A 22,305-nucleotide genomic window follows, 5' to 3' on the forward strand; every position below is an offset into this window, starting at 1 on the left:
CCATTGCGCTTCGCGCTGGCGAAGCAGAAATTACTCAGCGGGGATGGTGGCCACAAGCGCTTCTCGTGAATGCCGGGGAATCAGTCTCAAGGAATCCTCAATTCTGTTATTCGGGACTCCCGGCGGCACTCCCGGTATGCCGGATTTCTCCGCCCTGTGGAGCGGGAGAAAGGGCCCCCTTCGCCCCGAAACGGTCAAACTTCTGACGCCGTGTGACCTGCGCCACGCCGTGAAGGACCGTCAGGCCTCAACTCGCGGTGACACGTGACGAGTTGGCAAAGTCATGCACATGTTCAATCGGGAGCCCGCAGAGTCGGTCATGTCCGTCTGATCGGAACATGACCCGAAGGGATGACTTATGGCGCTCTCCCGTTCGGCACGACTGGGGGCCCTCGCGACCGCGGCGGCCTCCTTCCTCGTCATCGCCGCCTCTCCCGCCCCCACCCCCGGCGCGGACGGCATCGGCGACACCTACTTCCCGCAGCTCGGCAACGGCGGCTTCGACGCCCGCCACTACGACCTCGACGTGGCGTACGACCCGGCCACCGGCCGCCTGGACGGCCGTACGACCCTCACCGCCCGCGCGACGCAGAACCTCTCGTCCCTGGACCTGGACCTCCAGAAGCTGGCGGTCACGAAGGTCGAGGTGAACGGCAGACGCGCCCGGTTCGCGCGCGAGGCCGACGAGATCCGGATCACCCCGCGCGACGCCCTGCGCAAGGGGCGGACCTTCACGGTCACCGTCACCTACGGAGGCGTTCCCGAACCCCTGGGCGGGCCCATCGTGTTCGGCTCGAACTACGGCTGGATGAAGACCACCGACGGCGTGTTCGTCGCCTGCGAACCCAACGCCGCGTCCACCTGGTTCCCCTCCAGCGACCACCCCGCCGACAAGGCGACCTACGACATCCGGATCCGGGCCCCCAAGGGCCTGACCGCGGTCTCCAACGGCCGGCTCGTCTCCACGTACGACAAGGGCGGCTCGACGTACACCCACTGGCGCGAGACGAAGCCCATGGCGACCTACCTCGCGACCGCGACGGTCGGGAAGTTCGACGTGCGCACCGGGAAGACCCCCGGCGGCATCCCGATCTACGTGGCGATCGACCCGGTCCTGGCGAACGGCAACAACGTCGACGTGTACGCCCTGACCGCCGAGGCCACCGACTACTGGTCGCAGGTCTTCGGGCCGTACCCCTTCGAGGAGACCGGCGCGATCGTCGACGACATGCCCGAGGCGGGCTTCTCCCTGGAGGTGCAGTCGAAGCCGGTCTACTCGGCCGTGCGCAGCGAGTCGACGATCGTGCACGAACTGGCCCACCAGTGGTTCGGCGACTCGGTCTCGGTCGAGCGCTGGAAGGACATCTGGCTCAACGAGGGCTTCGCCACGTACGCCCAGTGGCTGTGGGCGGAGCACCGCGGGACCCGCTCGGCGCACGACTCCTTCCTGGCCGGCTACGACGCCCGCCCCGCCGACTCCGCCTTCTGGCAGACGGTCGTCGCCGACCCGCAGCGCGACACCATGTTCGCCTCGGCCGTCTACCAGCGCGGCGCGATGACGCTCCAGGTGCTGCGCGAGCGCATCGGGGACGACGCCTTCTTCCGGCTGCTTCCGGCCTGGACGAAACTGCACCGCTACGGCAACGCCGACACGGCCGACTTCATCCGGCTGGCGGAGCGGATCTCCGGACGGCAGCTCGATGATCTGTTCCAGACCTGGCTGTTCACGGCAGGGAAACCAACTCTTTGAGCCCTGTGAGCCTCGCTTTGTAAGGTTTACGGTCGCCGCTGGGTGAGAATGGCAGGGTGCTCCAAGAACTGTTCAGCCCCTCCGTCCAGCATCGCCTCGACCTGATCGGCATCTTCGTCTTCGCCATCTCGGGTGCGCTGCTGGCCGTCCGCAAGAACTTCGACGTCTTCGGCATCGCCGTCCTCGCCGAGGTGACCGCGCTGGGCGGAGGGCTGTTCCGGGACCTGATCATCGGCGCGGTGCCGCCCGCCGCCTTCACCGACCTGGGCTATTTCGTCACCCCGCTGCTCGCCGCCCTCCTGGTCGTCTTCCTGCACCCCCACGTGGAGCGCATCCAGACCGGGGTGAACGTCTTCGACGCGGCCGGCCTGGGCCTGTTCTGCGTCACCGGTACGACGAAGGCGTACACCTACGGGCTCGGCCTTCCCCAGTCCGCCGCACTGGGCCTGGCCACCGCCGTCGGCGGCGGTGTGCTGCGCGACGTGCTGGCCAACGAGGTCCCCTCGCTGCTGCGCTGGGACCGCGACCTGTACGCGGTGCCGGCCATGGTCGGCGCCACGATGGTCGCGGTCTGCATCCGCTACGACGCCCTCACACCGACCGCCAGCGGCTTCGCCGCGCTCACTGCCTTCGTGCTGCGCCTGCTCGCGATGAAGTACCACTGGCGAGCGCCGCGTGCGTGGAACCGGCGGTCGACCGTGCGCGAGGAGTAGTGCCGCCGACGGTGCCGGGGTGGCGCCCCACCCGCGCGGACAGCCAGCGGAACGCCGGCACCACCTGCGGCCGCCACAGCGCCATGGTGTGCCCGCCCGCGCTTCTCGGGATGAGCACCACCTGCACGTTCGTCGGCGCGTGCGCGGCCTGGCGCAGCGCGACGCCGGCCTCGTAGCCGTCGTGCGGCTGCCCGGAGACGTAGAGCGAGAGCGGCGGCGGGGCGGCCGCCCGGCGCAGCAGCAGCAACGGGTTGTTCCGGGCGCGCAGAGTCCGGCTCTGGGCGGTGAGCGAGTCGCGCTCGCCGATCGGGTCGTTGTAGCCCGACAGGCTCACCGCGGCCCGGTAGCGGTCCGGGTGCGCGACGGCGAGCTTGAGGGCGCAGTGCGCGCCGGCCGAGTAGCCGGCCACCGCCCAGCCGGCCGGCGCGGGCTCGGCCCGGAAGTTGTCCATGACCATCTTCGGCACGTCGATGCTCAGCCAGGTGTCGGCGTTGACCGTGCCCGGGATGTTGGCGCATCCGGTGTCGATCCCGGCCAGCAGGGTGGTGCGCGGGGCGACCAGGATGAACGGCGCGATCCGGCCGGAGCGCATCAGCGGCAGCAGCTGCTCGTGCGCGTGCAGCGCGCCGAACCACGCCTTGGCGGAGCCGGGGTAGCCCGGCAGCACCTCGACGACGGGGAATCTGTGGTGCCGGTAGGCGGGGTCGTCGTACTGCGGCGGCAGCCAGACGTAGACCTCGGCGTCGACGCCGGAGACCCGGCCCTTGAGCTGGGTGACCCGGACGCCCCCGGCCGCGTGCATGGCCGGCCCGTCGGCGAGGGTGAAGTGCTGCTCGACTCTGGGCAGCTTGTCCAGCGCTATCCCGCCGGTGCCGTCCGCGCCGAGGTCGGCGGCCTGCTCCACGTGGCTGCCGGTGCCCAGCAGGTCGGCCCAGTTGTCGTAGAGGTTGTTGGCGTTGTTGACCAGGGTGAAGACCAGGGCGACGGCGGTGCCCTGGGCGAACAGCAGCATCAGTATCCGGGCGGTCGCGCGCGCGGCCCGCGGTCCCGGCGTCCGTGACCACAGCAGCAGCGGCAGGGCGACGGCGACGGCGGAGAGCACGATCAAGGTGATGAGGAACGCAGTCCCGGTGAGGCTCATGTCCTCATAGAGGGCGATGAAGGGCCCGGGGTTACGGACGAGTACGGACACTTACCAAGAAATTGCCGGAACCTCACCCGAGTGCGTGCCTGAACACCTTACGGTGACCGCATCAAAGCTACCGCTTAGTAATTTCTTCTTGTACGGTTCAAGTATGTCAGAAGCAGCTACCGCACCGTCCGCCACTCTCGGCTCCGCCCGCACCGGGGCACCCTCGTCGCGGGCCGCGATCGGCGACAGCGAGTTCGACCGGGACACCGCGCTCACCCGCCGCGAACCCGGCGTCTACGACATCGAGCTCTCGGCCGGCTGGACCATCATCAGCGCCGTCAACGGCGGCTATCTGCTGGCCGTCCTCGGCCGCGCGCTCGCCGACGCCCTGCCGCACCCGGACCCGTTCACGATCTCGGCGCACTATCTGACGGCGTCGCAGCCCGGCCCGGCGGTCGTGCGCACCGAGACCGTCCGCACCGGCCGCACCCTCTCCACCGGCCAGGCCTCGCTCTTCCAGCTCGACGACCGGGGCGACGAGGTCGAGCGGATCCGCGTCCTCGCCTCCTACGGCGACCTCGGCGCCCTCCCCGACGACGTCCGTACGGCGGCCCGGCCGCCCGAGATGCCGCCGCCGGAGCGGTGCTTCGGCCCCCAGGACGCGCCGAGCCCGGTTCCGGGCAGCTCGGCCATCACCGACCGCCTGTTCCTCAAGCTGGACCCGTCGACCCTGGGCTGGGCGCTCGGCAAGCCGTCCGGCAAGGGGGAGATGCGGGCCTGGTTCGGCCTGGCCGACGGCCGGGACGCCGACCCGCTCTCCCTCCTGCTCGCGGTGGACGCGCTGCCGCCCACCGCCTTCGAGATCGGCCTGTCCGGCTGGGTCCCCACGGTCGAGCTCACGGTCCATGTCCGCTGCCGCCCCGCGCCGGGCCCGCTGCGCGTCGCCATCACCACCCGCAACCTCGCCGGCGGCTTCCTGGAGGAGGACGCCGAGGTCTGGGACAGCGCCGACCGGCTGGTGGCACAGTCCCGGCAGCTCGCCCGGGTCAGGCTCGGCTGAGCCCCGGCCGGGTCCTGTCACGGCCCGGTACCGGTGAGCAGGCCGAGGGGATCCGCGAACGCGCAGGCCGGAGCGGTGGCTTGAGGGGCGCTTTGCCCGATCGACAGGCCAGACACAGCACGGACCCAAGGAAGCCTCAAGGGCCGTTGGTTGAGTGCCCCTCTCAACGCTCCCTCATCTTCCCTGGAGTTGTCTCTCATGAAGCGTGCGCGTCTCGTCCCCGCCGTGGTCCTGCTGGCGATCTCGCCTCTGGCCCTGGCGGCCTGCGGCTCGGGCGACTCGTCGTCGAACAGTGGTGACTCCGGGCAGCAGTCGTGCCAGGCGCCGACCGGCATGCCGAGCCGGAACGCCTCCGGCAGGCCGAGCGGCGCACCCTCGGGGATGCCCAGCGGGATGCCGAGCGGTGCCCCGTCGGGGGTGCCGAGCGGGATGCCCAGCGGGATGCCCGGCGGTGCGCAGGGCGGCGGTCAGGGCGGCCCCGGCGGCGGCTGCGGCGGTCCGGGCGGCGGCCAGGGGCAGCAGCAGGCCCAGCAGGGCTGAACCGGCACGCCGTACGACAGGAGGCGCCGCACCCGGTCACCGGGCGCGGCGCCTCCCGCTTCGGAGCTCCTTGCGCCGCCGGTCAGTCGAGCCAGTGCCGGCGGCCGATGCCGATGAGCCGCAGCTGCCGGGTGGCGACCTGTCTGATGCGCTCCCGCTCCTCCTGAGGCGCGTCCAGGCTCTCCAGGAAGAGCGAGGCGGTGATGAGCATCTGGTCGACATAGAGGTGCGCGAGCATCAGCAGGTCCGCGTCGCTCCACCCCTCGGCCACGCGGTCCTTGGCCAGTTCGTCCCGCACCTCCTCGGCGAACCGGACCAGCTGGTCCCGGATCGCCTCCCGCACCGGCTGCACCCCGCCGTGCCGCTCACGGGCGATGAAGCGGACGTGGGCCGGATGCGCCTGCACATGGCCGGCGATCAACTGCACGGCGCGGGCGATGCGTTCGTCCCCGGTGTCGGCGGCGGTGACCGTCGTGCGGATCATCGGGTGCAGGCTGCCGAGCGCCTCCTCGACCAGAGCCACGCCCAGGTCGGCGGTGGAGCGGAAGTGCCGGTAGAAGGCGGTCGGCGCGACGCCGACGGCGCGGGTCACCTCGCGCAGGCCGAGACTGCTCAGGCTCTGCTCCTCCAGCAGCCCCAGCGCCGCTTCCAGCAGCGCCTGCCGGGTCTTCCGCTTCTGCGCCTGCCGGATCCCGAGAGTGTGACTCATGACACCCAGTTAACAACTGTTCTCTGGAATTGAAAAGCCGTCGTGCGCGTTAGACTCAAGAGTCAGTGAACAACTGTAACCACAACCGTTCACCAAACCGCCTTGAGGCGTATCCACGAGCCGCAGGGCGAATCTGCGAGAGGTATCTCGGAGGGGGATCCGAACACATGCTGTTCCTCGTCGCCGCACTCCTGCTGCTCGGCGTGGTCATGGGCACCGTCGCCCACGCGCCGCTGCCCTTCACCGCCGCCGTCGCCGTCGTCGTCGCGGTCTGGCTCGGCATCTTCGCCCTGCGCGAACTGCACGGCCGCCGCCGCGCCTCGGCGCACCGGCCCACCTCCGCCCGTCCGACCGTCGGGAGCTGACCGCCATGCACCTCACCGCACCGGCCGCGCGCCGTACCGGCACCCGCGACGCCGACGGCATGGCCGTCGCGTCCTTCATCCTCGGCCTGCTCGGCCTCCTCGCCCTCAACCTCTTCCTCGGCCCGGTCGCCATCACCCTGGCGGCGGTGGCCCTGTGGCGCGGCACCGCCCGTCGCGGCCGCGCCTGGCTGGGGCTGGCCCTGGGCGTCTCCGACCTGCTGCTCCTGGTGGCGTTCATGCAGGCGGACAGCACGGTGTCCTGGGGCTTCTGAGCCCGGGGACCGGCTGACGCCGACGCCGCCACGGAGGGGGTGCCCGCAGCCGAGGACCGGTCGACAGGGCCCGTAGAATCGGGCTCACCATGGCATACCTCGACCACGCCGCGACCACCCCGATGCTCCCGGAGGCGGCAGAGGCCCTGACCGCCCAACTGGGCGTCACCGGCAACGCCTCCTCCCTCCACGCATCCGGCCGCAGAGCCCGCCGTACGGTCGAGGAGTCCCGCGAGACCCTCGCGGAGGCGCTCGGCGCCCGCCCCAGCGAGGTCGTCTTCACCTCCGGCGGCACCGAGGCGGACAACCTCGCGGTCAAGGGCCTGTACTGGTCCAGGCGGGCCGCCGATCCGCGCCGGACCCGCGTCCTGGCCAGCCCCGTCGAACACCACGCGGTCCTCGACGCCGTGCACTGGCTGGCCGAGCACGAGGGCGCCACCGTCGAGTACCTCCCGGTCGACTCCCACGGCCGGGTCCACCCCGAGGCCCTGCGCGAGGCCGTCGCCCGTGACCCGGACGACGTCGCCCTGGCCACCGTGATGTGGGCCAACAACGAGATCGGCACGGTCCTTCCGGTCCGCGAACTCGCCGAAGCGGCCGCGGAGTTCGGCGTCCCGTTGCACGCCGACGCGGTCCAGGCCTTCGGGCAGGTCCCGGTCGACTTCGCCGCCTCCGGCCTCGCCGCGATGACGGTCTCGGGCCACAAGATCGGCGGCCCGTACGGCATCGGCGCCCTGCTCCTGGGCCGCGAGCACACCCCCGTACCCGTGCTGCACGGCGGCGGCCAGGAGCGCCATGTCCGCTCCGGCACCCTCGACGTCCCGGCGATCGCCTCCTTCGGCGTGGCCGGCCGGCTGGCCGCCGAGGGGCGCGAGCGGTTCGCCCGCGAGATCGGCGCCCTGCGCGACGACCTGGTCGCCCGGGTCCGCGCCGCGGTGCCCGACGCGATCCTGGGCGGCGACCCCGACCCGGCCGGCCGCCTCCCGGCCAACGCGCACTTCACCTTCCCGGGCTGCGAGGGCGACTCCCTGCTCCTGCTGCTGGACGCGCAGGGCGTCGAGTGCTCCACGGGCTCCGCCTGCACCGCGGGCGTGGCCCAGCCCAGCCATGTCCTCCTCGCCACCGGCGCCGACCCGGACCTGGCCCGCGGCACCCTGCGCTTCTCCTTCGGCCACACCTCCACCCAGGCGGACGTCGACGCGGTCGCCAAGGTCATCGGCCCGGCGGTCGAACGCGCGCGGGCGGCGGGGCTCACCTAGGGACCTGACTCTCCGGCGCCAGGGGGCCGTCGCACGGACGCCGGGCGGGCGTCAGGACGTGATGTGTGTCACGTCTCCGGAGGTCGCGTCGTCGCGGCCGGGCGCGGGGACGCTCACGGCGTCGCGTGCGGCCGTGCCGAGGCGGCGCCCGCCGCCCGCACCAGCCGCAGGTACCGCTGCCAGTCCCAGTGCGGCCCGGGATCCGTGTGGTCCGTCCCCGGCACCTCCACGTGCCCGACGACGTGCGTACGGTCGACGGGTATCCCGTACCGCGCGCATATCGCCGCCGTCAGCCGCGCGGAGCCCGCGTACATCGCGTCGGTGAACGACGAGGCCCGCTCCACGAAGCCCTCGTGCTCGATCCCGACACTGCGCTCGTTGTACGACCGGTTTCCCGCGTGGAACGCCACGTCCAGCTCGCGGATCATCTGCGTGACGTGCCCGTCCTTGCGCACGATGTAGTGGGCCGCGGCCCCGTGCCGCGAATCCTGGAAGGCCCTCACCGCGCTGTCGAAGCCGCCCTGGGTGACATGGACGACCACCCGGTCGATCGCGTAGTCGTCCGGCCGGTCAGCCCGGCGGTAGTTCGCCGGCGAGGCCGCCACCCACCGCGCACCCCGGAAGTCGACCGCCCCCGCCACCCGCGGCTTCTCCACGCCCGGCAGCCGCCACCACAGGTGCCCCAGCTCCTCGCGCGCGAGCGCGGCGGTGCCCACGGCGGCCGCGAGCCCGCCGATCAGCAGCCCCCGCCGCCCGATCCGCTGGTCCGCGTCGCCGCTCTTCGCTCCCGCCCGCTTCTCCCCCATGTGATCGTCAACGCAAACCCGCGAGCTCCGGTTCCCGCGCCCCCTTACCCTTGAAGCGCTATGACTGACACCCCGCGCTCCCGCCCCCTCCGCGTCCTCGCCGCCATGTCGGGCGGAGTCGACTCCGCAGTCGCCGCCGCCCGCGCGGCCGAAGCGGGTCACGACGTGACCGGAGTCCACCTCGCGCTCTCCGCCAACCCGCAGTCCTTCCGTACCGGCGCGCGTGGCTGCTGCACCATCGAGGACTCCCGCGACGCCCGGCGCGCGGCGGACGTCATCGGTATCCCGTTCTACGTCTGGGACCTCGCCGACCGCTTCCGCGAGGACGTGGTCGAGGACTTCGTCGCCGAGTACGAGGCGGGACGTACCCCGAACCCGTGCCTGCGCTGCAACGAGAAGATCAAGTTCGCCGCCCTGCTGGACAAGGCGCTGGCGCTGGGCTTCGACGCGGTGTGCACGGGCCACTACGCCAAGGTGCTGGTCCGCGAGGACGGCACCCGTGAACTGCACCGCGCCTCCGACATGGCCAAGGACCAGTCGTACGTCCTCGGTGTCCTGGACGACCGGCAGCTCGCGCACGCCCTCTTCCCGCTCGGCGACACGCTCACCACGAAGGACGAGATCCGCGCCGAGGCCGAGCGCCGGGGCCTGGCCGTGGCCAAGAAGCCCGACTCGCACGACATCTGCTTCATCGCCGACGGCGACACCCAGGGCTTCCTCGCCCGGCGGCTGGGCAGGGCCGAGGGCGACATCGTCGACGAGTCCGGCGCCAAGCTGGGCACCCACGAGGGCGCGTACGGCTTCACCATCGGCCAGCGCAAGGGACTGCGCATCGGCGTCCCGGCCGCGGACGGCAAGCCCCGCTACGTCCTCGACATCTCGCCGGTGGACAACACGGTCACGGTCGGCCCGGCGGACTCCCTCGACGTGTCCGCCCTGACCGCGATCAAGCCCCGCTGGTGCGGCGCCGCCCCGGCCGGCCCCGGCACCTACACCGCCCAGCTGCGCGCCCACGGCGGCGAGACGGAGGTGAGCGCCCACCTCGTCGACGGCGAGCTGCGGGTCACCTTCACCGAGCCGGTCCGCGGCGTCGCCCCCGGCCAGGCGATCGTCCTGTACGACGGCACGCGCGTGGTGGGCTCGGCGACGATCGCCTCCACGGTACGGGCGGCGGCCGGGGTGGCCTGAGCCCTCCCGGCGGCGGCCGGGGTGGCCCGAGCCCTCCCGGCAGCCGCGAGGGCGGCCCGGGCCCTTCCGGCACCCGCGAGGGCGGCCCGGGCCCTTCCGGCACTCGCTACTTCCCGAAGAACTCCGTCAGCGCCGGCGCGAGCGCGGTCGGGTCCACCATGTGGGTCTGGCCCTCCAGGACGCGGTAGGTGCCCTCGGGCACGGACTCGGCGACCGCCTTGGTCGCCTCGCGCAGCCACGCCGGGCTCGCCCCGCCCGCGACCGCGAGGACCGGGACGCCGATCGAGGCCAGCCGCTCGCGGGGGACCAGGCCGTCGCCCATGACGGTGTTGTCGTAGGCCAGGGTCGGGGCGGCCGCCTCCATGGCGGGCCACATGGGGGACTGCCGGGCGCTCTCGATCATGCCCTCGGCCAGGCCGGTCAGCCGCAGGAACAGCGCGACCGCGTCGCCGCGCCGTCCCTCGGCCAGAGCCCGGTCCAGGTTCTCGGTGTACTCGGCGCGTTCCCGCGCGCCGCCGCCCCCGAAGTCGGCGAACGGCGTCTCGTACACCGCGGCCTGACGCGCCGGCACCCCGGCGGCGGCCGCCGCCAGGACCAGCGCGCCACCCGACGAGACACCGCACAGCCGCGCCTCGCCGCCCACCGCCTCGATCAGCGCCGCGATGTCCTCGACCTCACGGTCCACCGCGTACGGAGCGGTGTCACCGCTGCCGCCGCGGCCCCGGCGGTCGTACACGACGACGCTGAAGCGGTCCGAGAGGGCCGCGGCCAGGGGCGCCATCGTGCCGCCCGTGGACATGGCACCGCTCACCAGGACGACCGCCGGGCCCTGTCCGGTGCGTTCGTAGGCGAGGGAGGTCCCGTCGCGAGAGATGGTCTTGTTGTCCATGTCTCACGAGACTGCCATCCGGCACCGGATTAGTCGCCTACAACACCTCCACTTCGTAGAAGCAGAGGTGGTCCTTGATCTCGGCGACGTCCGGCTTCGGGTCGGGGTAGAACCAGACGGCGTCCGCCGCGTCCGGCAGCGACCAGTAGGAGGCCGTGCCCTTGAAGGGGCAGTACGTGTGCGTGTCGGAGGCGGTCAGCAGGTCGAGGCGGACGTCCTCGGCCGGAATGTAGTACCGCGCGGGACAGCCCGTCTCGCGCAGCACGAGGGGACGGTCGCTCTCCGCCAGGGTCCGGCCGTCGTGGACGACCCGGACGCGCTGCGTGCCCTGCTCGATGGTGATCGTGTGTCCTTCAGCCATGACGGAGACAGCGCCCACCGGGCGCCGGTTCTTCCCGCGTACCGTGTCCCGTATGCGTATCTGTGTCTTCCTCTCCGCCGCCGACCTCGACGACCGCTACACCCTGCCCGCGCGCGAGTTCGCGCAACTGCTCGGCAAGGGCGGGCACACGCTCGTGTGGGGCGGCTCCGACGTCGGGCTGATGAAGGTGGTCGCCGACGGCGTGCAGGAGGCCGGCGGGCGGCTCTGCGGGGTCTCCGTGGGCTTCCTGGCGGCCACGGCCCGCCCGGGTGCCGACGAGATGGTGATCGCGGCCGACCTCGCCGAGCGCAAGCGGCTGCTCCTGGAGAAGGCCGACGCGGTGGTGGTGATGGTCGGCGGGACCGGCACGCTGGACGAGGCGACCGAGATCCTGGAGCTGAAGAAGCACGGGCACACCACCAAGCCGGTCGTGCTGCTGAACACCGCGGGCTTCTACGACGGCCTGGAGACGCAGTTCCGGCGCATGGACGCCGAGGGCTTCCTGCCCCGTCCCCTCGCCGAACTGGTGTTCTTCGCGCAGGAGCCGCTCGCCGCGCTGGCCTACCTGGAGGCCGCGACACCGGCGGCTCCCGCCGCGGGCGCCGGCCCGGAGTGATGCGAGCATGGCGGCATGGCTACTCATGTGATCACCGGGGCGGGGTCGGGCATCGGCGCGGCCGTCGCCCGCCGTCTGCACGCGCGCGGGGACGAACTCGTGCTGCACGCGCGCGACGCCGGCCGTGCGAAGGAACTGGCGGCCGAGTTCGACGGGGCGCGCACGCTGGTCGGTGACCTGGCGGATCCCGACAAGCTGAGCTGGGCGTTCTCCCACCAGAGCCTGCCGGACCGGGTGGACTCCCTGCTGCACGTCGCGGGCGTCGTCGACCTGGGACCGGTCGGCGACCTGACGCCCAAGACCTGGCGTCACCAGCTGAACGTCAACCTGATCGCCCCCGCGGAGCTGACCCGTCACTTCCTGCCCCAGCTGCGGGTCGCCCAGGGGCACGTGCTCTTCGTCAACTCCGGTGCCGGTCTCAACGCCCACGCCGACTGGTCGGCGTACGCGGCCTCCAAGCACGGTCTGAAGGCCCTCGCCGACTCGCTGCGCCACGAGGAGCACGCGAACGGCGTCCGCGTCACCTCCGTCTACCCCGGCCGCACCGCCAGCCCGATGCAGGCCAAGGTCCACCAGCAGGAGGGCAAGGAGTACGACCCGGCGCGGTGGATCGACCCCGAGTCCGTCGCGACGACGATCCTGATGGCCCTCGACCTGCCCCGGGACGCGGAGGTCAACGACCTGACGGTGCGGCCTGGCCGGTGAGCCCGCGATGACCGGCGGGGACGCCGGCGGACCGCTCTCCGGACGCCGTCCGCTCGCACCCGCGGGTGACGTGGGCTCCCCGCGGGTTACGTAGGCTTCCGGGGTGAGCGAAAACAGCCAGGCCGGCTTCGGCCCCGCGACCGGGATCGGCTCGATGCCCGGCGGCGACGCCCGGGAGGCCGCCAAGACCGTCGCCGGGTCCTTCGAGGACTTCCCGTTCCTGCCCGAGCTGCCGGCCCGCGGCCCCGGCGCGGACATGGTCGGGCGGACCGCCGGGATGCTCGTCGAGCTGTACGCGCGCGTGGAGCCCAGCGGATGGCGGCTCGGGGACCGGCCCGGGCGCGACACCAAGCGGGCCAGGTCGTGGCTGGGGGAGGACCTGGACGCGCTGGAGGAGTTCACCCAGGAGTACACGGGCCCGCTGAAGGTGCAGGCGGTGGGCCCCTGGACGCTGGCGGCCGCGCTGGAGCTGAGGAACGGTGAGGTCGCGCTCTCCGATCCCGGCGCCTGCCGCGACCTGGCCGGCTCGCTCGCCGAGGGGCTGCGGCTGCACCTCGCCGAGGTGCGCCGCCGCGTCCCCGGCGCCCGGCTCGTCCTCCAGCTCGACGAACCCTCCCTCACCGCCGTGCTGCGCGGTCAGGTGAAGTCGGCCAGCGGCTACCGCACCCACCGCGCCGTCGACCGGCAGCTGGTGGAGGCCACCCTGCGCGACGTCGTCGGCGTGCACGGCGAGGGCCCGGTCGTGGTCCACTCCTGCGCGCCGGACGTCCCGTTCGCGCTGCTGCGCCGGGCCGGGGCGGCGGCCGTGTCCTTCGACTTCTCGCTGCTCACCGAGCGTGACGACGACGCGATCGGTGAGGCGGTGGAGGCGGGCACCCGGCTGTTCACCGGTGTCGTGCCCGGCACGGACTCCGCATTGTCGGACCCTGCCGGTAGCGTCATGGGTGTCAGAACGCTGTGGCGCAGGCTGGGACTCCAACCGGGGCTGCTCGCGGAGGCGGTGACGGTCACTCCGTCCTGCGGCCTCGCGGGGGCGTCCCCCGCGTACGCGCGCAAGGCGCTCGCCCACTGCGTTTCGGCGGCGAGATCCCTCGCGGACAACCCAGAGTAACGGGAGGACGACACGGTGGCCGGCGACCAGCAGGCGGAGACGACGGTGCCCGCCGAGGCACGGGAGCAGCACGCGCAGCTCGCCGAGCAGATCGAGGAGCACCGCTTCCGGTACTACGTGAAGGACGCTCCCGTCGTCAGCGACGCGGAGTTCGACAGACTCCTGCGTGAGCTGGAGGCGCTGGAGGAGGAGCATTCCGGGCTGCGCACGCCCGACTCGCCGACCCAGAAGGTCGCGGGGGCTTACGAGACGGAGTTCACGGCTGTCGAGCACCGCTCGCGGATGCTCTCCCTGGACAACGCCTTCGACGACGAGGAGCTGGCGGCCTGGACGGACCGCGTCGCCAGGGAACTGGGAGACCAGGAGTACCACTTCCTGTGCGAGTTGAAGGTGGACGGCCTCGCCGTCAACCTCACCTACGAACGCGGCCGTCTCACCCGCGCCGCCACTCGCGGCGACGGCCGCACCGGCGAGGACATCACCCCGAACGTGCGCACGATCGCGGAGATCCCCGACCGCCTCCGGGGCGACGAGGTCCCCGACCTGGTGGAGATCCGCGGCGAGGTCTACTTCCCGATGGAGAAGTTCGAGGAGCTGAACGCCCGGCTGGTCGCGGTCGGCGACAAGCCCTTCGCCAACCCCCGCAACGCCGCCGCCGGTTCGCTGCGCCAGAAGGATCCGCGGGTCACCGCCGCCCGCCCGCTGCACATGGTCGTCCACGGCATCGGCGCACTGGAGGGCTTCACGGGCATGACCCGTCTCTCCCAGGCCTACGACCTGCTGAAGACCTGGGGCCTGCCCACCTCCACGCACAACCGGGTGGTCGACGACCTGGACGGCGTACGCGCGTTCATCGCCCACTACGACGGCGAGAACCGTCATTCCGTGGAGCACGAGATCGACGGCGCCGTCGTCAAGCTGGACGAGATCCGGCTCCAGGGCAGACTCGGGTCCACCGCTCGGGCCCCGCGCTGGGCGATCGCCTACAAGTACGCGCCGGAAGAGGTCAACACCAAGCTCGTCGACATCAAGGTGGGCGTCGGCCGCACCGGCCGCGTCACGCCGTACGCGCAGGTCGAGCCGGTCACGGTCGCGGGCAGCGAGGTCGAGTTCGCCACCCTGCACAACCAGGAGGTCGTCAAGGCCAAGGGTGTGCTCATCGGCGACACCGTGGTGATCCGCAAGGCCGGTGACGTCATCCCGGAGATCCTCGGCCCGGTGGTCGACCTGCGGGACGGCACCGAGCGGGAGTTCGTGATGCCGGCCGAGTGCCCCGAGTGCGGGACGCCGCTGCGGCCCATGAAGGAGGGCGACATCGACCTCCGCTGCCCCAACGCGCGGACCTGCCCTGCCCAGTTGCGCGAGCGCGTCTCCTACCTCGCGGGCCGTGAGTGCCTGGACATCGAGAACTTCGGCGCGGTGGCCGCCGCGGCGCTGACCCGCCCGCTGGAGCCGGCCGAGCCGCCCCTGGTGGACGAGGGTGACCTGTTCGACCTGACGGTGGAGAAGCTGCTGCCCATCAAGGCCTATGTCCTCGACCAGGACAGCGGCCTTCCCAAGCGGGATCCCAGGACGGGCGAGGAGAAGGTCGTCACGGTCTTCGCCAACCAGAAGGGCGAGCCGAAAAAGAACACGCTTGCGCTGCTGGAGAACATCGAGGCGGCCAAGACCCGCCCCCTGGCCCGCTTCCTGAACGGCCTGTCCATCCGGCACGTCGGTCCGGTGGCGGCGCAGGCCCTCGCGCGCGAGTTCCGCTCCGTCGAGCGCATCGAACAGGCCACCGAGGAGGAGTTGGCCACCACCGACGGCGTCGGTCCCGTCATCGCCGCCGCCCTCAAGGAGTGGTTCGCCGAGGACTGGCACCGCGAGATCGTCCGCAAGTGGAAGGCGGCCGGAGTCCCGCTGGAGGACGAGTCGTCCGGCGAGGACCAGGGGCCGCGCCCGCTGGAGGGTCTCACCGTCGTCGTGACCGGCACCCTGGAGAACTTCACCCGCGACGGCGCCAAGGACGCGTTGCAGAGCCGCGGTGCGAAAGTGACCGGTTCGGTCTCGAAGAAGACGTCGTTCGTCGTTGTGGGTGAAAGCCCTGGATCGAAGTACGACAAGGCGATGCAGCTCAAGGTCCCCGTCCTGGACGAGGACGGCTTCGGTGTGCTGCTGCAACAGGGGCCGGAGGCGGCGGCCGAAGTCGCCTTTCCGGTCGCGGAGTAGCGGTGGAAGGCCACCCGATCGGCGCATACCAGACGCATAGGGGTGGTGGGGTCTCAATCGGGCAACCGTCGACGACCGCTGCCCGTGGAAGCCTTCTGCGGCCTACTGTTGGGATGTGCGCCTGCCGTGCCCGGCTGCGGCCGGGGCATCCCCCTGCTCCTGGTGGGTACGGGGAAGGGCTTTCCAGCCCGGCGCCGTCGCAGGTTGTCGGGCATCGGGCCGTGTGGTGTGGGCACCGCCGGCTGTGAGAGGGACGGGAATGGAACCGACCGAGAGCGCCGCTCCGGACGCGCGGCTGCGCCTGCGTCGGGTCACCGGCGCCTGGCGGGACAGCCGGTGGGGGACGCGGCCTTCGGCGCACGAGGGCGCGGAGGGGCGCGCGATCGTCCTGCGCACCCCCGTGGACGGTCACGGCCCCGCCCGCGACCTCGTGGCCGACAGCCTCGACGGCACCCGTCTCGACGTCCCGCCCACCCCCGGCCTGCCCGGTGCCGGATCCGAACGTCACCTGTCCTGGCCCGCGCTGCCCGCGACCGTCGTCGCGGCGGCCGGGCTCGTCCTGGGCGCCGGTTTCTACCGGGCGTTCACCGGCAGCCACGCGCTCTTCCCGTGCGGTGCCGTCGGCTGGTCGCTGGCGATCCTGACCGGCATCATCGTCGGCCACCTGGTCATGCTGGGCCGCTCCCGCTGGTGGGGCGGCACCGGATCGGGCGCCGCCCTCACCCTCGCCGTGCTGCTGCTCTACGGCTGGGTGGCCGCCGGCATGGTCAGCCTCACCGTCGTCGTGCTGGTCGGCATAGCCAGACGCCACCGCTGGCGGCAGGGCGTCCTGCACGGCGCGGTGGACATCCTCGGCATCGGCGCCGGGGCCCTGGTGCTCGCGGCCTTCGGGCGGGTGCCGTCCGTCGAGGCCCCCTGGAACCCGGACAGCTGGACCCTCTACACCGCCCCCCAGGTGGTGCTGGTCGCGGCCGCCTACCTCGCGGTGACCCGCACCCTGCTGTGGTACCTGAACGCCCCGCGCAACGGCGGACTGCCCACCGTCGCCCGCACCGCCCTGGTCAGACAGGGCCTGGTCGCGGTCGCGCTGCTCGGCATCGCCCCCCTGGTCTGTGTGGTCGCCGCCGCCGAGCCCGTCCTGCTGCCGCTGTTCTCCATCCCGCTGGTCGCCCTCGACTCCACCCTGTGGATCGCGCGGGCCCGCGCCGAGGAGCAACTGCGCGACCCGCTCACCGGCCTGCCCAACCGTCAGTGGCTGCTGGAACGTATCTGGACGGCCCTGGACGACGCCGAGCGCATCGGCGCCCGCTCCGCCCTCATGCTGATCGACCTGGACCGCTTCCGTTCGGTCAACGACACCCTGGGCCACCTGGCCGGCGACCGGCTGCTGCTCCAGATAGCCGACCGGCTGCGGGTGGCCCTGCCGCGCGGGGCGGAGGCCGCGCGGCTCGGCGGCGACGAGTTCGCCGTGTTACTGCCGGTCGCCGACTCCACCACGTCCGCCACCCGCATCGCCCGCGGCCTGGTCGCCGCCCTCAGCTCCCCGCTCGACCTCGACGGACTCACCCTCGTCCTGGAGGCCAGTGCGGGCGTCGCCGTCTTCCCCGACCACGCCCTCGACGCCGAGGGGATGCTGCGCCGGGCGGACGTCGCCATGTACCAGGCGAAGCGGGACCGCACGGGGGTGGAGGTCTACGAGTCCAAGCGCGACTCGAACACCCCGGACCGGCTCGGCCTGCTGGGTGATCTGCGCCGCGCCCTCGACGCCCACGAGGTCCAGCTGCACTACCAGCCCAAGGTCCGCTTCGACGGACAGGTGGCCGGTCTGGAGGCGCTGGTCCGCTGGGTGCACCCCGAGCGCGGCAAGGTCCCGCCGGACGAGTTCATAGCGATCGCCGAGTCCTCCGGGCTGATGCCCCATCTGACGGAGTACGTCCTGGAGACGGCGCTGGCCCAGGTCGCCCGGTGGCGCGCCGAGGGCCTGTACGTGCCGGTCGCGGTCAACGTCTCCCCGCGCGACGTCCACACGCCCGGCTTCGCGGGCTCCGTCGCCGCCCGGCTCGCCCGGCACGGGGTGCCCGCCGGGGCGCTCCAGCTGGAGATAACGGAACACGTCCTGCTGGAGGACCCGCAGCGGGCCGCCGACACCCTCGCCGCGCTGACCGGGCACGGCGTGAAGATGTCGCTGGACGACTTCGGCACCGGCTACTCCTCGCTGGTGCATCTGCGCCGGCTGCCGGTCAGCGAGCTGAAGATCGACCGCTCGTTCGTGGCCCGGCTGGCCGTGGACCCGCAGGACGCGGAGATCGTCCGCTGCACGGTCGACCTGGCCCACTCCCTGGGCCTGCTGGTCGTCGCCGAGGGCGTCGAGGACGACGAGACCTGGGAACGGCTGCGCGACCTCGGCTGCGACGCCGTGCAGGGCTGGCTGGTCGCGGCCGCGATGCCGCCCGAGGAGACCACCGCATGGCTGCGGGCGCGCGGGTCGCGCGGCTGGCAGCGCCCGGCGGCGGCCCTGCCCGCGGCGGCGTCGGACGACTGACCGTCGGCCCGCCGACCCCGCTCCCACCGATCCGCGGCCCGTCGGCCGCGACCGATCCCCGCCCGGCCGCCTGGACCGTCCTTGCCCGGACCGGCCCGCGCTCGCCGTGCCTGCCCGGCCGCCCGGACTGTTCCTGCCCGGACCGCCCGGACCGCCCGGACCGCCCGGACCGCCCGGACCGCCCGGCGCCGGCCGTCCCCGCCAGTCCGCCCGTCGGCGCACGCAGGGTCCGCTCACCCTGTTCAGGGCACCCTGCCGATCCACCGGCCGTGAGCGGGATCCGCTCACCCCGCTCAGGACACCCCGCCGGTCCACCTGCCGCCCGCGGGGCCCGTACGACCCGTTCGGTTCAGGGCGTTCCCGCCGTGAAGTGACCGACCAGGAGGGCCAGGCGCCGGTCGTGGGCGTCCGCGGGCAGGCGCCCGCTGCGCATGAGGGTCACCAGTCCGTGCAGCCCCGCCCAGAACGTCTCCGTGAGCAGGCCCGGGTCGTCGCCTTCGGCCGCGATCGGCAGCACGGCGGTGTACAGCTCCCCGAACGCCTCCTGGAGTTCCGGCGGAGCCTGCGGCGTGGCGAAGGGCAGGTCCACCAGGTGCGTGAACATCGCGTCGTACAGCGCGGGCCGCCGCCGCCCGAAGGCGGTGTACGCCTCACCCACGGCCGCCAGCGCATCCCGCGCGCCGACCGCCGTACGGGCCGCACGCAGCTCGACGGCCAGTTCCGCGCACCCCTGCACCGCGACCGCCGCCATGATGGCGCCCTTGTCCTTGAAGTGGCTGTAGAGGACGGGCTGGCTGTACTCGATCTCGGCGGCCAGCCGCCGTGTGGTGACCGCGTCCCAGCCCTCGGCCTCGGCCAGTTCCCGCGCGACCGTGACGATCAGCCGCTCGCGTTCCGCTCGTTCGCGCTCCCGGCGCGTCTGGATCGACATGACCGCGATTCTAGCATCGCTAGCCATTCTGTCGCCGCTCTGCTAGCTTCGCTCTTGTCCCTAGCGCTGCTAGCAAGGAGATCCGACGTGACCGTCACCGCGTACACCCTGGCTGTCGTGCTCGACCTGTTCGTCGTGTTCATCGGATACCGGTTCCTGTTCCGGCCCGGCCCCGCCGCCGCCGGCTACGGCGTCCCCGCCGACCCCGCCGGGGACGCCGCTGCCTACCTCACGATCAAGGGGGCGCGGGACGGTGTCCTCGGCCTGATGGGGCTGGCTCTTCTCGCGTTCGTCGGCGCCCGTGCCGAGGCGTGGTTCATGCTCGTCGTGGCGATCCTGCCGCTCGGCGACACGCTGATAGTGCTGCGCCACGGAGGCCCGAAGGCGACCGCCTTCGGGGTCCACTTCGCCACCGCGGTGGTGGTGCTGATCAGCGCCGGACTGCTCTTCGCGGTCTGATCTCATCCGTTACGTCCACATGCGCACCGTTACGGCCAACAGGGGGTTCGACCATGTCGATGTTCGTGCCGAAGTTCGACTCGTCCGTGATCGTCCGTGAGGCGGAGGCCGAGAAGCTCGGCGACGATCCCGTCGCCGTCCGGCTGCTGGCCGACAGCAGCGCCTGCGGCGGGGCGCTGTCCACCGTACGGATCACCCTCGCGGAGGGCGCCGACGGCGCCCGCCCGCACCTGCACCGCGACTCCGCCGAGATGTTCTTCATGCTGGACGGCGCCGCCGAACTGCTCTCCGGCGACGACGTCGTCACCGCCGAACGCGGCGACCTGGTGATCGTCCCACCGGGCAGGCCGCACGCCTTCGCCGCCGCCCCCGACAGCGCGGCCGACATCCTCGTCGTGATCACCCCGGGCGTCGAACGCTTCGGCTACTTCCGCCACCTCCAGCGCATCCGCCTGGGTGAGGTCGGCCCGGAGAGTCTGCTGGAGGTGCAGGAGCTCTACGACAACCACTTCCTGCGCAGCGAGGCCTGGGACGGCCGCCGCTGACGAGGGTCCGGGGGCCGGTCCGGGGTAAACCGTTGCGCGTGCACCGCGCCCGGCCCCCTAGGATTGGGGCCAAACCACTCACTCACCCCAGAGGAACGCTGCATGCCTGGCATCACGCGCGAGGAGGTCGCCCACCTCGCTCGGCTGGCGCGTCTGGAGCTGAAGGGCGAAGAGCTCGACCACTTCGCCGGACAGCTGGACGACATCATCGGCGCGGTGGCCCGCGTCAGCGAGGTCGCCGACCAAGACGTACCGCCGACCTCGCACCCGCTCCCGCTGACGAACGTCATGCGGGCGGACGAGGTCCGTCCGTCGCTCACCCCCGAGCAGGCGCTCTCCGGCGCCCCGGCCCAGGAACAGCAGCGTTTCAAGGTGCCGCAGATCCTGGGGGAGGACTAAGACCATCATGACGGACATCATCAAGCTCACCGCCGCCGAGACCGCCGAGAAGATCGCCTCCGGCGAGCTCACGGCCGTCGAGGTCACCGAGGCCCACCTGGCCCGGATCGAGGCCGTCGACGAGAAGGTGCACGCCTTCCTGCACGTCGACCGCGAGGGCGCCCTCGCGCAGGCCCGCGCCGTCGACGCCAAGCGCGAGCGCGGCGAGAAGCTCGGCCCGCTGGCCGGCGTCCCCCTCGCGCTGAAGGACATCTTCACCACCGAGGGCATCCCGACGACCGTCGGTTCGAAGATCCTCGAGGGCTGGATCCCGCCGTACGACGCGACCCTCACCAAGCGGCTGAAGGCCGCCGACGTGGTCATCCTCGGCAAGACCAACATGGACGAGTTCGCCATGGGGTCCTCGACCGAGAACAGCGCCTACGGTCCGACCGGCAACCCCTGGGACCTGACCAAGATCCCCGGCGGTTCCGGCGGCGGCTCCAGCGCCGCCCTGGCCTCCTTCCAGGCCCCGCTGGCCATCGGCACCGACACCGGCGGTTCCATCCGCCAGCCGGCCGCCGTCACCGGCACGGTCGGCGTCAAGCCGACCTACGGCGCGGTCTCCCGCTACGGCATGGTCGCCTTCTCGTCCTCCCTCGACCAGGGCGGCCCCTGCGCCCGTACGGTCCTGGACGCGGCGCTGCTGCACGAGGTGATCGCCGGGCACGACCCGCTCGACTCCACCTCCATCGACGCCCCGGTCCCGCCGGTCGTCGAGGCCGCCCGCAACGGCAGCGTGGCGGGTATGCGGGTCGGCGTCGTCAAGCAGTTCCGCGGCGAGGGCTACCAGGCCGGTGTCATCCAGCGCTTCGACGAGTCCGTCGAGCTGCTCAAGGAGCTGGGCGCCGAGATCGTCGAGCTGGACTGCCCGTCCTTCGACCTGGCCCTGTCGGCGTACTACCTGATCGCGCCCTCGGAGTGCTCGTCCAACCTGGCCCGCTTCGACGGCCTGCGCTACGGCCTGCGCACCGGCGACGACGGCACCCGCTCGGCCGAGGACGTCACCTCCCTCACCCGTGAGGCGGGCTTCGGCCCCGAGGTCAAGCGCCGCATCATGCTCGGCACGTACGCCCTGAGCTCCGGCTACTACGACGCGTACTACGGCTCCGCGCAGAAGGTCCGCACGCTCATCACGCGGGACTTCGAGAAGGCGTTCGAGCAGGTCGACGTGATCGTCTCGCCGACCACGCCCACCACCGCCTTCGCGATCGGCGAGCGCGCCGACGACCCGATGGCGATGTACCTCGCGGACCTGTGCACGATCCCGACCAACCTGGCGGGCAACGCGGCCATGTCGCTGCCGTGCGGCCTCGCCCCGGAGGACAACCTCCCGGTCGGGCTCCAGATCATCGCCCCGGCGCTGAAGGACGACCGGCTGTACAAGGTCGGCGCCGCCGTCGAGGCCGCCTTCGTGGAAAGGTGGGGGCACCCGCTGATCGAGGAGGCTCCGTCGCTGTGAGCAAGGCACTGTCCAAGGCCAAGGGCTTCAAGAAGTCGAAGTCCGGCACGTACCTGTCCATGGCCACCACCGCCTTCGGCGCACTGGGTGTCGCCAAGCAGATCAAGAAGGCCCGCGCCGAGCACGACACGCTGCGCCTGGTCGACGCCACGGTGTCCGCCGTCGCGATCGTCACCGGCCTCGCCATCCTTTACCGCGAGCTGAAGCGGCTGGGCGACGACGACGTCCTGCTGGGCTGAGA

Annotated in this window: 24 protein-coding genes; 18 read left to right on the forward strand and 6 right to left on the reverse strand. The window is 72.3% G+C overall.

The features are described 5' to 3' along the window. Positions 1 to 358 precede the first annotated feature (358 nt). Positions 359 to 1,750, forward strand: coding sequence for a M1 family metallopeptidase (locus ACZ60B_RS23260; protein WP_469389885.1), 1,392 nt, complete (start codon positions 359 to 361; stop codon positions 1,748 to 1,750). Positions 1,751 to 1,806: 56 nt separating this feature from the next. Beyond that, positions 1,807 to 2,463 carry a trimeric intracellular cation channel family protein gene (locus ACZ60B_RS23265; protein ID WP_469389887.1) on the forward strand — a complete coding sequence of 219 codons (657 nt, stop codon included), beginning with the start codon at positions 1,807 to 1,809 and terminating at the stop codon, positions 2,461 to 2,463. On the opposite strand, the gene ACZ60B_RS23270 is transcribed toward ACZ60B_RS23265, so the two are convergent. Continuing rightward, positions 2,372 to 3,604: an alpha/beta hydrolase gene (locus ACZ60B_RS23270; protein ID WP_469389889.1), complete on the reverse strand. Its 1,233-nt coding sequence runs from the start codon at positions 3,602 to 3,604 to the stop codon at positions 2,372 to 2,374. The genes ACZ60B_RS23265 and ACZ60B_RS23270 overlap by 92 nt on opposite strands. A 154-nt stretch (positions 3,605 to 3,758) precedes the next feature. On the opposite strand from ACZ60B_RS23270, the gene ACZ60B_RS23275 reads away from it, so the two are divergent. Both ACZ60B_RS23275 and ACZ60B_RS23280 read left to right on the forward strand, forming a co-directional pair. Then, positions 3,759 to 4,655: a thioesterase family protein gene (locus ACZ60B_RS23275; protein ID WP_469389891.1), complete on the forward strand. Its 897-nt coding sequence runs from the start codon at positions 3,759 to 3,761 to the stop codon at positions 4,653 to 4,655. Between the two features lie 198 nt (positions 4,656 to 4,853). Further along, on the forward strand, positions 4,854 to 5,195 hold the full coding sequence (locus ACZ60B_RS23280) for a hypothetical protein (RefSeq protein ID WP_469389893.1): 342 nt from the start codon (positions 4,854 to 4,856) through the stop codon (positions 5,193 to 5,195). 82 nt (positions 5,196 to 5,277) lie between these two features. Here ACZ60B_RS23280 and ACZ60B_RS23285 read toward each other — a convergent pair whose 3' ends face one another. Continuing rightward, the gene (locus ACZ60B_RS23285; RefSeq protein ID WP_469389895.1) at positions 5,278 to 5,904 is read right to left on the reverse strand and encodes a TetR family transcriptional regulator; all 627 of its coding nucleotides are present in this window, start codon (positions 5,902 to 5,904) and stop codon (positions 5,278 to 5,280) included. A gap of 167 nt (positions 5,905 to 6,071) precedes the next feature. Between ACZ60B_RS23285 and ACZ60B_RS23290 the strand changes: the two genes are divergently transcribed. From ACZ60B_RS23290 to ACZ60B_RS23300, 3 genes are all read left to right on the forward strand, one after another. Continuing rightward, the gene (locus ACZ60B_RS23290) at positions 6,072 to 6,269 is read left to right on the forward strand and encodes a hypothetical protein (RefSeq protein ID WP_469389897.1); all 198 of its coding nucleotides are present in this window, start codon (positions 6,072 to 6,074) and stop codon (positions 6,267 to 6,269) included. Positions 6,270 to 6,274: 5 nt separating this feature from the next. Further along, on the forward strand, positions 6,275 to 6,541 hold the full coding sequence (locus tag ACZ60B_RS23295; RefSeq protein ID WP_469389899.1) for a DUF4190 domain-containing protein: 267 nt from the start codon (positions 6,275 to 6,277) through the stop codon (positions 6,539 to 6,541). Between the two features lie 89 nt (positions 6,542 to 6,630). Next, a complete protein-coding gene (locus tag ACZ60B_RS23300) occupies positions 6,631 to 7,800 on the forward strand; it encodes a cysteine desulfurase family protein (RefSeq protein WP_469389901.1) in 1,170 nt (389 codons plus the stop codon). Positions 7,801 to 7,913: 113 nt separating this feature from the next. Here ACZ60B_RS23300 and ACZ60B_RS23305 read toward each other — a convergent pair whose 3' ends face one another. Beyond that, entirely contained in the window at positions 7,914 to 8,606 is a 693-nt protein-coding gene (locus ACZ60B_RS23305) for an N-acetylmuramoyl-L-alanine amidase (RefSeq protein WP_469389903.1), read from the reverse strand. 60 nt (positions 8,607 to 8,666) lie between these two features. Here ACZ60B_RS23305 and mnmA point away from each other — a divergent pair, with 60 nt between their 5' ends. Continuing rightward, a complete protein-coding gene (mnmA, locus tag ACZ60B_RS23310; RefSeq protein WP_469389905.1) occupies positions 8,667 to 9,794 on the forward strand; it encodes a tRNA 2-thiouridine(34) synthase MnmA in 1,128 nt (375 codons plus the stop codon). Between the two features lie 106 nt (positions 9,795 to 9,900). Here the strand turns inward: mnmA and ACZ60B_RS23315 are convergent, their stop codons facing one another. After that, complete coding sequence (locus ACZ60B_RS23315; protein ID WP_469389907.1) at positions 9,901 to 10,683, reverse strand: alpha/beta fold hydrolase; 783 nt, start codon at positions 10,681 to 10,683, stop codon at positions 9,901 to 9,903. 37 nt (positions 10,684 to 10,720) lie between these two features. Further along, the gene (locus tag ACZ60B_RS23320; RefSeq protein WP_469389909.1) at positions 10,721 to 11,044 is read right to left on the reverse strand and encodes a DUF427 domain-containing protein; all 324 of its coding nucleotides are present in this window, start codon (positions 11,042 to 11,044) and stop codon (positions 10,721 to 10,723) included. Positions 11,045 to 11,096: 52 nt separating this feature from the next. Here ACZ60B_RS23320 and ACZ60B_RS23325 point away from each other — a divergent pair, with 52 nt between their 5' ends. The 5 genes from ACZ60B_RS23325 to ACZ60B_RS23345 all read left to right on the forward strand — a co-directional run bounded on the left by ACZ60B_RS23325 (position 11,097) and on the right by ACZ60B_RS23345 (position 18,229). Then, positions 11,097 to 11,660 carry an LOG family protein gene (locus ACZ60B_RS23325; RefSeq protein ID WP_469389980.1) on the forward strand — a complete coding sequence of 188 codons (564 nt, stop codon included), beginning with the start codon at positions 11,097 to 11,099 and terminating at the stop codon, positions 11,658 to 11,660. A 15-nt stretch (positions 11,661 to 11,675) separates the two neighbouring features. Next, positions 11,676 to 12,365: an SDR family oxidoreductase gene (locus ACZ60B_RS23330; protein ID WP_469389911.1), complete on the forward strand. Its 690-nt coding sequence runs from the start codon at positions 11,676 to 11,678 to the stop codon at positions 12,363 to 12,365. A 154-nt stretch (positions 12,366 to 12,519) separates the two neighbouring features. Further along, a complete protein-coding gene (locus ACZ60B_RS23335; RefSeq protein WP_469389982.1) occupies positions 12,520 to 13,476 on the forward strand; it encodes a methionine synthase in 957 nt (318 codons plus the stop codon). Between the two features lie 15 nt (positions 13,477 to 13,491). Then, on the forward strand, positions 13,492 to 15,687 hold the full coding sequence (gene ligA / locus ACZ60B_RS23340; protein WP_469389913.1) for an NAD-dependent DNA ligase LigA: 2,196 nt from the start codon (positions 13,492 to 13,494) through the stop codon (positions 15,685 to 15,687). Between the two features lie 259 nt (positions 15,688 to 15,946). Continuing rightward, positions 15,947 to 18,229, forward strand: a complete 2,283-nt coding sequence (locus ACZ60B_RS23345) for a putative bifunctional diguanylate cyclase/phosphodiesterase (RefSeq protein ID WP_469389915.1) — start codon at positions 15,947 to 15,949, stop codon at positions 18,227 to 18,229. A gap of 349 nt (positions 18,230 to 18,578) precedes the next feature. Here ACZ60B_RS23345 and ACZ60B_RS23350 read toward each other — a convergent pair whose 3' ends face one another. Next, positions 18,579 to 19,160, reverse strand: coding sequence for a TetR/AcrR family transcriptional regulator (locus tag ACZ60B_RS23350; protein WP_469389917.1), 582 nt, complete (start codon positions 19,158 to 19,160; stop codon positions 18,579 to 18,581). A gap of 87 nt (positions 19,161 to 19,247) precedes the next feature. Between ACZ60B_RS23350 and ACZ60B_RS23355 the strand changes: the two genes are divergently transcribed. From ACZ60B_RS23355 to ACZ60B_RS23375, 5 genes are all read left to right on the forward strand, one after another. Beyond that, positions 19,248 to 19,619 (forward strand): DUF4267 domain-containing protein, encoded by a 372-nt coding sequence (locus ACZ60B_RS23355; RefSeq protein ID WP_469389919.1) that lies wholly within the window; start codon positions 19,248 to 19,250, stop codon positions 19,617 to 19,619. Between the two features lie 53 nt (positions 19,620 to 19,672). Continuing rightward, positions 19,673 to 20,164, forward strand: a complete 492-nt coding sequence (locus ACZ60B_RS23360) for a cupin domain-containing protein (protein WP_469389921.1) — start codon at positions 19,673 to 19,675, stop codon at positions 20,162 to 20,164. 102 nt (positions 20,165 to 20,266) lie between these two features. After that, on the forward strand, positions 20,267 to 20,563 hold the full coding sequence (gatC, locus tag ACZ60B_RS23365; protein ID WP_015036350.1) for an Asp-tRNA(Asn)/Glu-tRNA(Gln) amidotransferase subunit GatC: 297 nt from the start codon (positions 20,267 to 20,269) through the stop codon (positions 20,561 to 20,563). Between the two features lie 7 nt (positions 20,564 to 20,570). Continuing rightward, the gene (gene gatA / locus ACZ60B_RS23370; protein WP_469389924.1) at positions 20,571 to 22,064 is read left to right on the forward strand and encodes an Asp-tRNA(Asn)/Glu-tRNA(Gln) amidotransferase subunit GatA; all 1,494 of its coding nucleotides are present in this window, start codon (positions 20,571 to 20,573) and stop codon (positions 22,062 to 22,064) included. Further along, positions 22,061 to 22,303, forward strand: coding sequence for a hypothetical protein (locus tag ACZ60B_RS23375; protein ID WP_162468499.1), 243 nt, complete (start codon positions 22,061 to 22,063; stop codon positions 22,301 to 22,303). Before gatA ends, ACZ60B_RS23375 begins: the two co-directional genes overlap by 4 nt. Positions 22,304 to 22,305 lie beyond the last annotated feature (2 nt).

The organism is Streptomyces sp. NPDC104096 (genome assembly GCF_055584385.1).